This is a genomic window from Streptosporangium sp. NPDC023615 (assembly GCF_040640155.1).
Classification (GTDB): Bacteria; Actinomycetota; Actinomycetes; order Streptosporangiales; family Streptosporangiaceae; genus Streptosporangium.
Genome location: NZ_JBFABE010000081.1, coordinates 20169 through 35242 on the forward strand (window position 1 = coordinate 20169; position 15074 = coordinate 35242).

General features: G+C 69.3%; 12 protein-coding genes. 3 read left to right on the forward strand and 9 right to left on the reverse strand.

Features of this window, described 5'->3' with window-relative positions; all coding sequences use genetic code 11:
• Positions 1–111: 111 nt before the first annotated feature.
• On the forward strand, positions 112–558 hold the full coding sequence (locus tag AB0G16_RS34370) for a TniQ family protein (protein ID WP_362814527.1): 447 nt from the start codon (positions 112–114) through the stop codon (positions 556–558).
• Here the strand turns inward: AB0G16_RS34370 and AB0G16_RS34375 are convergent.
• From AB0G16_RS34375 to AB0G16_RS34410, 8 genes are read right to left on the reverse strand one after another with little or no spacing between them, the layout of a single operon-like run.
• A complete protein-coding gene (locus AB0G16_RS34375; RefSeq protein WP_362814505.1) occupies positions 552–2303 on the reverse strand; it encodes an ABC transporter ATP-binding protein in 1752 nt (583 codons plus the stop codon). The two genes, AB0G16_RS34370 and AB0G16_RS34375, sit on opposite strands and share 7 nt — an antisense overlap.
• Complete coding sequence (locus AB0G16_RS34380) at positions 2300–4060, reverse strand: ABC transporter ATP-binding protein (RefSeq protein WP_362814507.1); 1761 nt, start codon at positions 4058–4060, stop codon at positions 2300–2302. Before AB0G16_RS34380 ends, AB0G16_RS34375 begins: the two co-directional genes overlap by 4 nt.
• Entirely contained in the window at positions 4057–5253 is a 1197-nt protein-coding gene (locus AB0G16_RS34385; RefSeq protein WP_362814509.1) for an alpha/beta hydrolase-fold protein, read from the reverse strand. The genes AB0G16_RS34380 and AB0G16_RS34385 overlap by 4 nt, the downstream gene beginning before the upstream one ends.
• The gene (locus AB0G16_RS34390) at positions 5246–6100 is read right to left on the reverse strand and encodes an ABC transporter ATP-binding protein (protein WP_362814511.1); all 855 of its coding nucleotides are present in this window, start codon (positions 6098–6100) and stop codon (positions 5246–5248) included. Before AB0G16_RS34390 ends, AB0G16_RS34385 begins: the two co-directional genes overlap by 8 nt.
• Positions 6097–7155 (reverse strand): iron chelate uptake ABC transporter family permease subunit, encoded by a 1059-nt coding sequence (locus AB0G16_RS34395; protein WP_362814513.1) that lies wholly within the window; start codon positions 7153–7155, stop codon positions 6097–6099. Before AB0G16_RS34395 ends, AB0G16_RS34390 begins: the two co-directional genes overlap by 4 nt.
• Positions 7152–8195 carry an iron chelate uptake ABC transporter family permease subunit gene (locus tag AB0G16_RS34400; protein WP_362814515.1) on the reverse strand — a complete coding sequence of 348 codons (1044 nt, stop codon included), beginning with the start codon at positions 8193–8195 and terminating at the stop codon, positions 7152–7154. The genes AB0G16_RS34395 and AB0G16_RS34400 overlap by 4 nt, the downstream gene beginning before the upstream one ends.
• Positions 8192–9178 (reverse strand): ABC transporter substrate-binding protein, encoded by a 987-nt coding sequence (locus AB0G16_RS34405; protein WP_362814517.1) that lies wholly within the window; start codon positions 9176–9178, stop codon positions 8192–8194. The genes AB0G16_RS34400 and AB0G16_RS34405 overlap by 4 nt, the downstream gene beginning before the upstream one ends.
• Positions 9179–9218: 40 nt before the next feature.
• Positions 9219–11084, reverse strand: coding sequence for a siderophore-interacting protein (locus AB0G16_RS34410; protein ID WP_362814519.1), 1866 nt, complete (start codon positions 11082–11084; stop codon positions 9219–9221).
• 128 nt (positions 11085–11212) lie between these two features.
• Between AB0G16_RS34410 and AB0G16_RS34415 the strand changes: the two genes are divergently transcribed.
• A complete protein-coding gene (locus AB0G16_RS34415) occupies positions 11213–12820 on the forward strand; it encodes an AraC family transcriptional regulator (protein ID WP_362814521.1) in 1608 nt (535 codons plus the stop codon).
• A gap of 373 nt (positions 12821–13193) precedes the next feature.
• Here AB0G16_RS34415 and AB0G16_RS34420 read toward each other — a convergent pair whose 3' ends face one another.
• Positions 13194–13610 (reverse strand): hypothetical protein, encoded by a 417-nt coding sequence (locus tag AB0G16_RS34420; protein WP_362814523.1) that lies wholly within the window; start codon positions 13608–13610, stop codon positions 13194–13196.
• 1002 nt (positions 13611–14612) lie between these two features.
• On the opposite strand from AB0G16_RS34420, the gene AB0G16_RS34425 reads away from it, so the two are divergent.
• Positions 14613–15074: cellulase family glycosylhydrolase (locus AB0G16_RS34425; protein WP_362814525.1), on the forward strand; the 462-nt coding region annotated here is incomplete at its 3' end.

Below are 15074 nucleotides of genomic sequence, written 5' to 3' on the forward strand. Positions count from 1 at the left end.
CTCCATCGATCTCGGGGTACATCAGAGTCTCCATGAAACCCGGCGCGATTCAGTGGGCCATCGGAGATGGCGGTAGAGGCGCGTACGACAGGAGGTTGGGCTCGAAAAATGATGGTGGTCTGGCCCCGTCGGCTGGCGTTGGTGGTCACTCCCGCGCCTGGTGAGTCCGTCGCGTCGTGGGTCGATCGGTTAGCGGTTCGGAACGGTTGCCCGCCGTGGGTGATGGCCGAGTCACTGGGACTGGACCTGCGTCCGGTTTCCGGCGATGTGCGTTCGCTGGCGTATGGCGTCGTCGCTACCACGGAGGTGTGTGAGGCAATCAGTGCTGCCACGGGGGTAGGCGCCGAGGGCGTGCGGGACATGCACCTGGGGGTGTTCAACGGCTCTGCCCTGGACCTGACGGGTGTCCGTGTGGGCGACAAGGAGTCTGTCTGCCGGGCGGAGGCTCGTGAGTCCCGCAGCACCTCCGCCGCCCCACCCTCGGGGCGGCCATACCCGTCTTCGGGCATGAGCGGTGGACCGCGGCGAATCCTGGCCTGGTCGTGCTGTTGTCACTGAGCGGCCTCCCAGGCCGTCCACAACCCGGCGTACACACCACCGGCGTCAACCAGCTCTGCGTGGGTGCCGGTCTCGATGATCCGGCCATGCTCCATCACCATGATCCGGTCGCAGGTTGCCGCTTGGGAGAGACGGTGCGCGACTATGACCGCGCTGCGCCCGGCGAGGACGGCATCAGCAGCGCGGTCGAGCTGTCCGGCGTAGGTGGAGCCGGCCTCGGCGGTCGCTTCGTCGAGGATCACCAGATCAGCGTCGGTGAGCAGCAGGCGGGCGAGGGCGAGCTGCTGCGCCTGTGCGTCGGTGAGCGGGTGTCCGCCGACACTTAGCAGGGTGTCCAACCGGTCGGGGAGGACATCGAGGATCGATGCGGCGCCGGTGGCTTCCAGCGCTGCATGGAGGTCGCGGTCGGTGGCCCCGGGGGCGGCGAGGGTGAGGTTGTCGCGCAGGGTGCCCGCGAAGACGTGGACCTCCTGGGTGATCATCGCGGTACGGCTGGGGCGAGTCACCCTCCCGGCCTCAGGTAGGTGGGTGCCGGCGACCACGCCGGCGAGCGTGGTCTTGCCTGCCCCGGACACGCCGACGACGGCCACGCGATGACCGGACGGGATGTCGAGGGTGATGTCGTCGAGCACCCGTGGCCCCTCGCCGTAACGGAACGAGACCTCGTCGAGCTGTACGGCGGTGCTCGCGGCCTGCGCTGGGACATCCAACGAGCTGAACGGAATCGTGACGACCCCGATCATGCGGCTCAGCGATGCGAGGGCGGACTGGAGGGTGTCGATGACCAGCAGCAGCTGGTTGACCGGTCCGAGCAGGCGTAGCACGAGCAGCACGGCGGTGGTGGCGCCGCCGACGGTCGATGCGTTGTGGTCGATGAGGACGAAGCCGACGACGAGTACGGCGGCCAGGCTCAGGCACTCCCCGAGGTTGAGCCGGGCGTTGAGCATGCTCAGCACGGTGCGTGCGTGTAGCGACTGCCTCGCGACGCGCCAGGAGTCCGTCATCACGGCCCGGTGGCGTCGCTCGGCGAGCCCGAGGCCGAGCACGGTGGCGTAGCCGCGCTGGGACTCGAGGATCTGCTGGGCACGGGCGCTCATCGCCGTGCGCTCGGCGCGGTAGACCCCTGGTCCGATGCGCAGGTACCACCGCACGGCCAGCACGTAGACCGGCAGCACGACGGCGAAGGCGGCCGCGTAGGGCCATTCCAGTGCCGCGAGCCCGCTCAGCGACACGACGATGGTGGAGGCGGTGACGGTGAGCACCGGGATCACGGCGGGGGCGGCGTCGGCGACCGCGGTGACGTCGTCGCTGGACCGTGAGATCAGGTCTCCGGTGCCGGCGCGCTCGACGAGGTGCTGTGGGAGCGTCATCGCGTGGCCCACGAGCTGCTCGCGCAGCGCGGCGAGGATGGAGTGGTAGACGCGGGTGGCGAGCACGATCGTCAGCGCGGTGCCCGCGGCACCGAGGACTGCCGAGAGCGCCATGACGACCGTGACCGTCAGCACTGTGGCGAGGTCCGCGGTGCCGGCCTGCACGCGGTCGACGAGGAATCCGATCGCCACGGGAACGATCAGATCGACGCCGGTGCTGACGATCCCCAGCACCCCGGTCGCGGCGAGCCGGAGCCGGTACCCGTGGCTGAGCCGCCATACCTCCCTGACCGTCTCGCGGCCGCTCGCGACCGGCAGCCCGGGCGGCCCGACATCGGAAGCCGCGGTCCCGGGCACGGCGGAGGTGCCGCTCACCGCGCCGTCCTTGAGGGCGCGGGTACGTCGTCAGGCAGCTCGACGACGCGGTCGCAGGCAACGAGCAGCGCCGGGGTCGAGGCGATCAGCAGCGTCGAGCGGCCTGCCCGGACACCGCGCAGCCGGCCTGCGATCGTGTGCTCAGTGACCGAGTCGACCGCGGTGGTCGGGTCGTGCAGCACGAGCACCGGCGCGTCGCTCGCCAGGGCGCGGGCGAGCGCGACCCGCTGGCGCTGGCCGCCCGAGAGCTGGTTGCCGCCCTCGCCGACCGGGACGTCGAGGTCGGCCGCGAAGTCGTCGCAAGCGGCGGCTCGCACCGCGGCGTCCACCCGCTCGGGTGCGCCCGCGATCACGGCGACGTTGTCGCGGAGGGTGCCGCTGAACAGCGTGGCGCGGTGCGGCGCGACGGTGACCCGGGAGCGGTACTCGACCGGGGACAGCTCTCGCGCCGCGATCCCGTCGAGCCGCGCCTCGGCCCCTCCCTCGGCCCGCGGGTCCAGCAGCGCCTCGACGACACGGGCGGCGGTCCGGTCGTCGGCGCGTACGCCCACGAGCTCGCCGGGCTCGACCCGGATCGTCACGCCGGGCCCGGAGACGCTTGGCACGACCACCTCCAGCTCCGGCAGCGCGGTGACCTCCTGCCGGGTCGCGTCATCGGGCCCAGTCGTCGACGTGGCGTTGTCCCGCAGCACGTCGAGGACACGCGCGGACGAGGCGCGGGCGCCGGCGAGGTTGGGGATGGACGTGCTCGCGATCGCCTGGATCTGCGGCAGCAGTGCCTGGGTGAGGCCGACGGCGGTGATCAGCCCGCCGACGCTGAGCTGTCCGTCCACGGCGAACCAGCCCGCCAGCCCCATCACCGCGGCGACGAACGTGCCGCTGACCACGCCCGAGCCCACAAGGAACCTCCCCAGCAGGCCCGCGTTGCGTCTGGCGCCGGCAAGGGTCTCCTGGCTTGCCTGCCGGTACCGGCTGGTCGCCTCGGCCTCGGCACGTACCCCCTTGATCACCCGGTAGCCGGCGACCAGGTCCGTGGCCTGTCCGACCGTGGAGGCCAGCAGCTCCTGGTACTCGCGGGTGTCCCGGGAGAGTCGCTCACTGAGCACGCCCATCGACCAGACCGCGACCGGCGCCCCGAACAGCACCACGAGTCCGAGCAACCAGTGCGTCGCCAGCAGCGATGCCGCGATGAATCCGATGGCCGTGATCCTCGAGACCGGGATGATCATCAGGATCACCGCGTTGGACAGGCGTGCGACGTCGTTCGTCATCACCGAGACCACGCTGCCGTCCGGTGCACGGGCGGTGCCGCCGACCGGGTGCAGCACGCCCGTGGAGAGGGTGCCGCGGAGTCGGTGCTGCAGTACCTGCACCGCATAGGCGGTCAGCCGCAGCGAGAGCCTCGCCGCCGACGTCAGCGCGACGTAGAGGGCCACCAGCACGCCGAGCCACAGGACCAGCTGTCCCTCATCCCCGGTCGCCAGGGCCCGGTCGATCGCGAGTCCCATCACCACCGGGACCGCGGACTCGCCCACCTGCCACACGATCGCCAGCAGCATCGCGGGAACGCCGACCCGCTTCACCGAGAAGATCACTCGCAGCAGGAACCGGCCCGGGGTGATCCCCGGCCCGGACTCGAACGGCCGAGCACCGAGCGGCTCGGCGGGAGCGAGCAGGAGCACGGGCAGCCGGCGGGTCAGTGGTCCTCGCCCCAGTCCTGCGGTGTCGGTGCCCGGGAAACGCGGAGAGTTCCTCACACCTGGCTCCGGTCCCTGCTCCTGAGCGGGAAGCACCAGAGCAGGGCATCGGCGAAGATTCCTCGCCACCATGCGTAGTCGTGTCCGCCGGCGAACTCTCTGTAGAGGGTGTCGTAGCCCTTCCCGGTGAGCACGTGGTCCAGCCAGCGACTGTGGGTGTTCGAGCTCTCCAGCTCACCGACGTCGTGGAAGATACGGATCGGTGCCGTTTCCGCGGCCAGGTAGTCGGCGATCAGTGTCGGTACGGGGGTGCGGCGCAGCAGCTCGCCTGACCCGGTGCCCCACGTGAGGTCAGGGTGATACCCGCACGACGGGGACTGGAGGATGGCGTTGCCGAACGTCGTCGGGTGGTGGAGCGCTGTCCAGCCGGCGCACAGACCGCCGAAGCTCTCGCCGGCCAACGCGACGTCACCGGGGTCCCGCGAGAGCGGATACCGGTGGTGGAGCCACGGCAGCAGTTCCCGGACCAGCATCTGGGAGAACGCCGGGTTGCAGAGTAGCTCTTTGTCGCGCTGCGGTGCGGGCTGACCGACGAGGACCACCACGCAGGGCCGGACCAGTCCCGCCCGGACCAGGGCGTCACGAACGCTCGGCGCGCTGTGGTCCGGCGTCCCGTCCAGGTGGATCACGAAGGGCAGTGCGCTCTCGTCCGGGAACTCTCCCGGGGGCATCGAGACCCAGATGCGGCGTTCGTCTCCCAGGAGCTCGCTCGCCAGCACGGCGGTTTCCACTGCCGGGGCCGGCCGTGCTTCGGCCTGATCGAGCCAGGGCAAAGGCACCGCGTCGGGCAGCACTGCCACCGAGGCCCCGGAGAACCGCTCCACCGAGCACTCCGAGAACCTCGGTGGCGGGTTGAACGGGTCCGTAACCTGTTCGCCCTCACCCGTCGGCCCACGTCGTACGAACACGTACGAGAAGCGCAGGTCGGAACGCATTCGCAGGGTGAGAACGCGGAACGGCGTCCCCGCCACCGAGGCGAACTCCGTGTCGATCGGGTTGAAGCCGATTCTGGGGCCGATCGCCACCGAGAGGGTGACCGTCGTGTCGTCTCCGGGCTCGTCGACGAACGTCACCTCCACCTCGTCTGCGGAGACCCGCTCGACAAGCGGTGCGCCCGCCTCCTTGAAACGTCGTCTGAACCTTTCCGGGCTCCATTCACCGGTCGACAGCTTCTCGACAAAAGGATCAGCCATTTCTCGCGCTCTCCAGGTCGGTGTTGTCAGCGGACCTCTGTCGGGTTCGTTCGCGGCCGAGCGGCACCACCTGGGGGCTGCCGGCCACCGGATCGGGCACCACCAGGCAGCGCAGGCCGAACACCTCCTCGACCAGATCGGCCGTGACGACCTCGTCCGGAGTGCCCTCGGCGACCACGACGCCGTCCTTCATGGCGATCAGGTGGGTGCCGTAGCGGGCGGCGTGGTTCAGGTCGTGCAGTACGGCGACCAGGGTGTGGCCGACGTGGTGCAGGTCGGTGAACAGCTCCATCAGCTCGATCTGGTGGGTGATGTCGAGGAAGGTGGTCGGTTCGTCGAGCAGCATGATGTCGGTGTGCTGCGCGAGCGCCATCGCCACCCACACGCGCTGGCGCTGCCCGCCCGACAGCTCGTCCACCAGGCGCCCGGACAGGTCGGTGACCGAGGTCTGGCGCATCGCTCTGAGCACGGCCTGCTCGTCGTCCTCGGTCCAGTGCCGGATGAACCCCTGGTGGGGGTACCGTCCCCGGGCCACCAGGTCGGCGACGGTGATCCCGTCCGGGGCGATCGAGGTCTGCGGCAGCAGTCCGACCCGCCGCGCCACCTCTTTGGTCTTGTAGGAGTTGATGTCGGCACCGTCGAGGACGACCTGCCCGGCCGACGGCTTCAGCAGCCGGGACAGGCCGCGCAGCAGGGTGGACTTGCCGCACGCGTTCGGGCCGACGATGACCGTGAACGACTCGTCGGGGATCACCACCGAGAGATGCTCGGAGATGTTCCGCTTGTCGTAGCCGATCGTCGCCGACTCCACACGGAGGCGCGCGGTGTCGGGCGAGGTCGCGCTCATGGGCGTCTCCTGACTTCGGTGAACAGCAGGTATCCGAGGTAGCCGCCGCCGAGCACGACGGTGATGACGCCGACCGGCAGCGGGGTGGGGGCGACGTGCTGGGCGAGGTGGTCCGACACCAGGCACAGCAGCGCGCCGACGAAGGCGGCGGGGGCGAGGGTGATCCCGGCGGTGTGGGCGAGCCGGCGTCCGATCTGCGGGGCGACCAGGGAGATGAACGCGATCGGCCCCGACGCGGCCGTGACCGTCGCCGTCAGCGCCACTCCCACCACGATCAGGCCGAGGCGTGCGGGCGAGACCCGCACCCCTTGCGAGGCGGCCGCGTCGTCACCCAGCTCCATCTGCCGCATCGGCCGGCTCAACATTCCGGCCGGCAGCAGGAGTACCGCGATGCAGGCGCCGCCGATGACGACCTGGTCCCAGGACACGCCGTTGAGCGACCCGGCACCCCACGCGGCCGCGGACATCGCCTGGTCCAGGTCGGCCTTGAGGATCAGCCAGGTGTTGAGCGACCCGAGCATCGCCGAGACGCCGATGCCGACGATGATCAGCCGGAATCCCTGCACCCCTCGTCGGTGGGCGAGTACGTACACGGCCACGGCGGTGGCCATCCCGCCCAGCAACGCCCCGCCGACCAGCTGCACGTAGGTGCCGTTGACGACCAGGATCACGATCAGCGCGCCGGTGTAGGAGCCTTGGGAGAACCCGATGACACCGGGGTCGGCGAGAGGGTTGCGCAACAGTGACTGGAAGACCGCCCCGCTCACCCCCAGAGCCGCGCCGAACACCAGCGCCGCGGCCACCCGGGGCAGCCGCCACTCGACCACGACGTCGTGGACGATGCCGGTCTCCCGGCCGGTCAGTGCGGAGAGCACCTGCCCGGGGCTCAGCTGGTACGAGCCGGTCATCAGCGCGAGCACCGCCGTGACGGCGACCGCGACCGCGAGCACCGCGCAGACGACGACCGAGCGCCACAGGAGCCGTACCGCGATCCGCCGATGCCGCAGCACCAGCACCCGCCGCCCGAAGTCCACCCGCGGAATGTGCGTGCTCACAGTCCGCTCGCCTTCTTCCGCCGCACCAGCGCGACGAGAACGGGAGCGCCGACGAAGGCGGTGACGATACCCACGGGGATCTCGCCGGGTCTCATCACGACGCGGCCGAGGATGTCGGAGACCAGCAGCAGGCTCGGGGCGAGAAGGATGCTGTAGGCGAAGATCCAGCGTTGGTGCGGGCCGACGATCCAGCGGGCCACGTGCGGCACCATGAGTCCGACGAATCCGATGGGTCCGGCGATCGCGGTGGCGCCACCGGCGAGGAGGGTGAGTGCGATCACCGCGAGCACACGGGTGCGTACCAACCGGACCCCTTGGGCGACCGCCAGCTCGTCACCCAGAGCCAGAGCGTTGAGCGGGCCCGACACCGCGAGGGCCAGGATGAGTGCCACCGCGAAGAACGGCAGGATCGGCCACACGACCTCGATCGGGCGACCCACGATCGACCCGGCGTTCCAGTACCGCATCGCGTCGAAGGCGTCCGGGTTGGTCAACTGGAGCGCCTCCCTGGCGCCGCCGAGCACGGCGCCGGCGCAGACCCCGGCGAGCACCACGACCACCGGCGAGGAGCCTTGCCGTGTCGACCCGAGGGCGAGCACCAGGAGCGTGACGATCAGTGTCCCCGCGAACGCGAACCACATGTAGCCCTGGGCGTCGCGGACACCGAGCAAGCCCACGGCGACCGTCACCGCGAAGGACGCGCCAGCATGGACGCCGAGGACACCCGGATCGGCCAGGGGATTGCGGGTGAGCGCCTGGATCAACGCGCCCGACAGACCGAGTGCGACACCGACGACCAGACCCACGATCGTGCGCGGCAGCCGGAAGTCGCGGATCGCGAACCGGTCGATGCCGGTCGAGGAGTGGAACAGCGCGTCCCACACCACTGACGGCGCGATCGCCGTCGACCCGATCATGACACTCAGCACCAGCAGGACCACCAGCACCACCAGTGCGACGACCAGGCCGACCAGACGACGACGCGGTCCGGGCACCGTCTCGGTGCCCGGACCGTCCTGCCGCGGGGCGAGGGCTGTCACTTCTTGGCTGGGAGGGTCGCCAGTGCGCTGTCGAGCGAGTCCAGGTACCGGATGACGGGCCCGTAGGAGTTGTTGCCGGGGCAGAAGACCCCCAGCGCACGACCGGAGCTCACGGCAGGCAGCGCCTTCCAGGTGTTGGTCTCGACCACCGGCACGAAGGGCTCTGCCGGCCGGCCCTCGGCGTCGACGGGGTAGGTGATCACGTCGTACTTGGACAGCCCGCCGATCTGCTCGAACGGCAAGGACTCGTAGGCCAAGGGGTCCTTGCCCTCGGCCGCCTCGGGGAGGTCCAGGCCGACGTCGTCCCGGGCGATCTCGGAGCAACCGATGTCCGCGATGTAGAACGTTCCGGGATCGTTCCAGTCTCCGCGGGAGACGTCGACGAACGAGGTGCCGTCGATGATCTTGCCGTAGGTCTCCTGGATCTTGGCGACTTTCTCCTCGTACTCCGCCTTCTGCCGGCTGAGCGCATCCGCGACGTTGCCGGCCTCCGCGATCGCGTCGGCGAAGGCCTTCCACTCGGTGTCGAGCCCCCAGAGCAGGGTCGGGGCGATTGTCTCGAGTCGCTTGCCGACCTTGTCCCAGTCATTCGAGTGGAACTGGACCAGGATGAGGTCCGGCTTGAGGCCGGCTAGCTTCTCGAGGTCTACCTCACCACCGTTGCTGCCGACAATCTCGGCTGCCTCGTACGCAGTCCTCTGTTTCTCCGGCAGCACGTCGAGGTCGGAGGCGGACACCTCGGTGACGCCCACCGGCTCGCCACCCAGATCGATGAAGGGGAGGTTCGTGTTGCCGATCGTGACGATCCGCTGGGGGTCGACGGGAATCTCGATGGTGCCGTTGTCGGCCTTGACGCTGCGGGTCTCGGCGGTCTTGTCGCCGGTGCCGTCGCCGTCACTGCCGCAGGCGGTGAGGACGAGCGACGCGCTCATCAGCGCGGCAGCAAGGGCTGCGCCGCGCCTCGTCAGGGAAGTGTTGCTCATGGGCGTTCTCTTCTTTCTTCTTCTTCCCGGGTGAAGGGGCTCAGCCGGCGGTGGAGCGGAGGAGCTCGTGGACGGTGGTGCCCAGGCCGACGGTGTGCGCCGACCTGCGCGTGAGGCCGGCCCGGGCGATCACGGCGTCCAGCTCCGCTGCGGTGCGAAGGCCGGAACCATGGCAGACCAGGCCGATCAGGTCTTCCTCGCCGTCGTGTTCGTCGAGATCGTCGGTGTCGAAGACCTCCTCGATCAGCAGCACCCGTCCGCCGGGGACGAGGTTCTCGGCTGCCCGGCGTAGTGCGTGAGCGGCGTCGGCGTCGGGCAGGGTCTTGAAGGCGCGGCTGACGAGCACGGCGTCGGCTGCTGGGCTGGGCTCGAATATGGATTGCTCCAGCACGCTGACCCGTGTGCGTTGCTGTTCGTCGGGAATCGTGACGGGCAGGTCGCGGCGCAGCCAGTCGGCCTGGGCGGGCAGGGCGCAGATCGTCACGCGCAGGCTCTCGTGGGCTGCGACGTACTCACGGGCGTGGGCGCCGGCACCACCGGAGTGGATCACCAGGCGCTGGACTCCGGCGAGCAGGTCGGACGTGGCGATCGGTTCGGCCAGTGCGGGCTGGAACTTCGCCAGGCGCTCCAGGTGACGGTCCTCGTAGTCCTGCTCGGCTCGCACGTCGGCAAAGGTCTGGCCGGTGACCGAGGCGTAGGCGGGCTGGCCGGTGCGGACCGACTCCGTGAGGCCGTGGATTCCGAGCATCTCGCGACCGACCACCCCGGCGGGGTGGAGCCGGTCGGCGATGAACTCCAGAGTGAGGACATCGCCGACCGGCGTCAGAGCGTAGTGACACGGTTCCGTCTCGGTCACCACGTCCAGGGTGTGCAGGTAACGCAGAAGCTTGCCCAGAGCGCGCTCGCCGGCGCCGGCCTTGGCAGCCAGCTCGGTCACGCTGGTCACGCCACGGGAGACCAGATCGGGAACGCCCAGCTCGACGGCGGTGCGGATCGCGATCGGCGCGACAAGCCCGGTCAGGTCGTGGAGCTTCTGGAACGGGGTGACCGTCCTCTCCGGGTCGGGTACCGCCCCGTCGGTCTCCAGGGCGACGACCTTGGAGCGACGCCAGTAGCCGGCGAAGTCGATGTCCTCCTTGGGCACGCCGCGGTCCTCGACCAGGTGCCGGCGGATGTCCCGGACGGCCTTGTGCTCGCCGGCCAGCCACGCGAACGCCTGGCCCGGCCACCACTCCGCACCGCGGACGGCCTCGGTGAGCGGCGACACGGTCCCGGCCGTTACGCCGGGGCGGACCAGCCACGTCACGTCCACCCCGGGCAGCTCACGCAGCTCCTGGCGGTGGGCATCCTCGGCGATCTCGATGAATACCTGCGCCCGGGCGTCGGGCGGGAGCTCGTCGAGCAGGCGGCCGATCGCGGGGAGTGCGGTGTCGTCGCCTGCCACGAACAACCAGTCGGCGCCGACCGGGAACGCCTTGGACGTGCTCGGGCCGCTGAGGTGGATCCGGTCACCCGGCTGGGCGCGATAGGCCCACGTCGTTCCCGCGCCCACCCCGTGCTTGACGAAGTCCACGTCCAGCTCGCCGGCCTTGGGGTCCCACCGGCGAACCGTGTAGGTCCTCGACAGCGGTCGGGGATCCTTGGGCACGATCAACTTGGCCTCGCCCTGGACCGGGAGCACCGGATCGCGCTGACCTGGGTACGGGAAGTAGAACCCGAGGTCGTCGTCGAAGCCCGAGGACTCGAAGGCCGGTCGCGCGAAGCCGTCCGCAGTGGTGAACGCACGCAACTGTTCGCCACTCAGCATGACCCGCCGCATCCCCGGGGTGATGTCGACAGTCCGGACCACCTCGACCTCACGCAGGGTCGGCGGGTACACGGTGAGCTGGCGCGAGGTCTTGGGCATGCGGGGAACCAAACTTTCCGGTCGCTTCGAGGGCAGGAGCCGTGCGCCGGCATCGGGAGGGCGCGCACTGGTAAGGTTAGGTAAACCTTACCTACAATGGTGTGCGCAGACTGCCGCATGGTTAGGACGTGGTGGTGCCCTCGTTGTTCGCTGCGGGTGCCGGCGACCCGCCTCCGATTCCGGGCGCGCGGTTGGGTGCGGCAGATGCGCCCGTTCGACCGCTGCTGCTCTGGGTTCGCACTGGCGCGGCGCACGTGCGCCTCGACGGCGGGCCGATGCTCCACCTCAAGGCCGGCGAAGGCGCCTGGATTCCCGCAGATGGCTGGGCAGAGCGGGCGATCACCACTGAACCAGGCACTGTCGCCTTCCCGCTGTGGCCCCACGTCGGCGTCGGCGCTTGGGGGTTGTCGGAACTGACGCGGTTCGACGTTCCCAGTGGTCGCCAGGACTGGTTGATCCAGCTCTTCAACCTGCAGGTCACTCCGTTCAACGGCCGCGGGTACTCCCCCGAGGCGATCGAGGAGTTCCTTCGGCGTCCCGGCTCGCGCTCGCCGACGCCCGTCGGGGTCGGGCGAAATCCGAGCTCAGAGGAATTCGCCTCGCCCGCGATGCCGCGAGCCCGCGGCGCCAGAGCAGTCGCCGAGGAACTGATCCGCGACCCCGCACTTGACCTCACGGTCGAGCATTGGGCGTCGCGGGTGCTCTCCAGCGCGCGCACCTTGCGCCGTGACTTCCTCGCCGACACCGGGCTCACGTTCGAGCAGTGGCGGCTGCTCTGCCGACTCGCCGCTGCCGTGGAATTCCTCGCTGCCGGTTACGACGTGGACCAGGTGGCCGCTCGAGTGGGCTTCGCCAGCCGCAACGGCCTCACGCGGGCCTTCAAGGGACGGTTCGGCCTGACCCCCCACGAGTTCGGACGGGAGCTCTCCGCCCGACCTGGTGCCGGTGGGCTGACGCAACGGGCGGCGGCGGCACGGCAGACCGACGACCTGATTCGGATGACGCGCAAGATGGACACTCCCGCTGCGCCGGAGATGCTGCCCGCCGCCAGCACGCCGTCACACACCAACGACATCCATGTCCTAAGCTGGATGTATCGAGGCAGCGGGTACCTGGACATCGGCGACCGACGCTATGAGCGGGAGCGAGGGGTAGCGACCTGGATCCCCGCAGAAATGGAGCATGTCACCGGCCTCCGCGAGAACTCCGTCTCCCTGCCGCTGGGCAACGTGAGTACCGGTGACCTCCAACTGACAGTGCCGCTGCAGGTGCGGTTCTCACCTGCGTGGGACGACTACTTGATGTTCTGCTCGATCAGCGCCCGGTCCGGACTGCGTCCCGACGACCACAACCCCCGCCACATCCTCGACCTGTTCGCGGAACAGGTTGCCGCGCAGCGAGCGCTGTCGGTGCCGATGCCCACCGATCCGCGCGCGCGTGCTGTCGCGATGGAGTGCTTGCGTCGTATCGGCGAGTCTGGCGGGACGCATGATGTTGATGTCCGCGCTGAGATCCACCGTGCCTTCCGCGACGAGACAGGTATGACACTGGGTCGCTGGCGCTATGCCGCCCGCATGCGCATCGCTCGCGACCTGCTCGCCGGAGGCGCCCAGCCCAGCGCCGTCGCGCGCCGGATCGGGTACGCCCACCTGCCCACGTTCAGCGCCGCCTTCTCCCGCTTCCACGGACTGTCTCCGCGCGGCTACCAGCAGCGCGAGTCTGAGCGAAACCAGTAGCACCGTCGCTGTCCCGACGCTGGACCAGGCCCGCCCACCGTCCCCGTCATGGACGAGGGCGCCTACCGCCAGGCACTACGCGAAAGCCGAAAACGTCCCACCACGCCCCCGGCGGAACGGCCGGGCCACCACCTGTCTCCTCCACGAACAGGCGACCGGCCTCGACGGAGTGACCACTCTGTCGAAGAACGCCATACCGGGCACCGTCAAGATGGGCGCCTTGCCGCGCGTGCGGCGGGGCGCCCACGGTGAGGGCCGGGGCCGCCGCACCGTCTACGTCGGCCCGCGATCCGCCTTCCGGCGAGGAAGGAGTCGTCGTCCGGGGCGGCGATCTCGCCAAGGCGGTGTGGCGGAGCGGCTGGACCCGCCGCGACTAGACCCGCTTCTCGTGCCAGGTGTAGTACAGGTAGGTGCTGCCGGGTCCGGTCATGGTGCCGTAGACCTGCCAGAAGCTGTTCGGGGCGAGCGAGAAGCGGAAGACCTTGTCACCTGGCCGGTCGTCCACGAAGGCGGTCTGTGTGCCGTTGTTCCAGATCCGCACCTCGATCGTGAACGTTGAGGTGTCCGGGATGTCGAGGCAGATCTCGTATTCGTACGAAAGCGAGCCTCCGATGTTGTAGCTGCGCCCGTCGATGGCCCCTCGCTCCATGTTGGAGGGGATGTGGCTGTTGTACGCCCGCGTGTACCCGCCGGTGGAACAGTCGACCGCGGCGATGGCCGCGGACGCGGGATTGACGCCGATGAGCATGGCGCCGAGGAAGCCGATGAGAACGAAGATGGTGCGCTTCATGCCTCTCCTCATCCGTGCGGGTGGGCCTCCGACCAATAGTTGAAGACTGAACTGATTCTGACGAGGTTGCCGTGGCCGGACAAGGTCGCGCGGGGATTTCCATGGATTCGAGTCGAACGGGCCACGTTGAGCTGCACCGACGAATCCGTCGTGCTTCCTTCGGCTGAAATTAAGGTGAAAGCCGCATGCCGAAGGGTTCGGATGTGGCCGTTGCCTCCCCGGCGCCCGGTGGTTGCGGCCGCGCCACCGACTGCCGAGTGCCGAGTGCCGAAGAGGGGTGAACACGCGATACGACCGTCTGCGGCCGGAGATCGGCGCTGTACGCCATCGCTGCTGTCGCAGGACGTTGACTGTGCGGAGATGGATTTCTTGTGGCGAGATGTTGACATCCCGCCTGCGCACCCTAAACACTTTGCGGAAATGCGCCAGAAGCATGCATGCGACCCACGATCGTCGGTCCTTCTCAGGTAACCGATCTCCCCATTGCCAAGCTCACAGGGACAAGGTACGCACGGAAATGTTAACGCTAACAACTCTTCGGTGCGTCCCATCGCCCTTGAGTCTCGCCATGAGCACGCAGCTGTGATGTCGTCCCTCGCTGTCTTTTCGCCGATTCCCGGAAAGGATGCCCGGCGTGTTCCCGCGCCAAGAGATCGTCGCCACCGTCATCACGTAGTCGACGGCCGTGCCGGGGAGTGTCGTCCACATCGCCGCGGCGTCGTCGGCGGCCACGTGTTCGGCCCGTGCCATGGGCTGCTTCGAAGGGGCGCCGAACCGGTCCGGTGACGACCACGCCCTCCCCCCGGCGGTGGGCCCCGACGAGTCTCGACCGGACACCCCTGAACCAGTACGACCCGGTCGTCACGCCGACCGGGGGTTCGACCCAGGAACTCAGACCTAGTGAATGGACATTTCATGGCACTGATCATGGCGTCTGATGGTCACTCATCGGGACCGGCGTGGAGCGCCCGGTCGTGGCGCCGGTTACTGATCGTCCTTGTGGTGACCGTGCTCGCCGCAGTGACAAGCCTCGTCGTCTCCGCGCCGCCGGCCAATGCCGACACCAGCCAGTTCCGAGGCATGAACTGGGCAGTGCTCGGAGACAACTTCAGCACCGGCCCGCTCGTCGTGCAGGGCCTGAGTCAGTCCGACAGCAACGCGACGGTCCGGGCCAAGGCCAACGCGTTCTACGACCACGTGGCCTACACCATGGGGGTCAACACCGTCCGGCTGCCCATCAACACCCACACCGTGGCCAGCACGACCTGGTGGAACGCCTACCGCGGCGCCATCGACGCCGCCACCGAGCGTGGATTCAAGGTCATCCTCGCCTACTGGGAGGACGGCGCCGCCTCCGGCGGCAGGATCACGAACCTCCCCGCCTGGAACACGATGTGGTCCACCGTGATCAACACCTACGGCTCGAACGGCAACGTCTACTTCGAGCCGATGAACGAGCCGCAC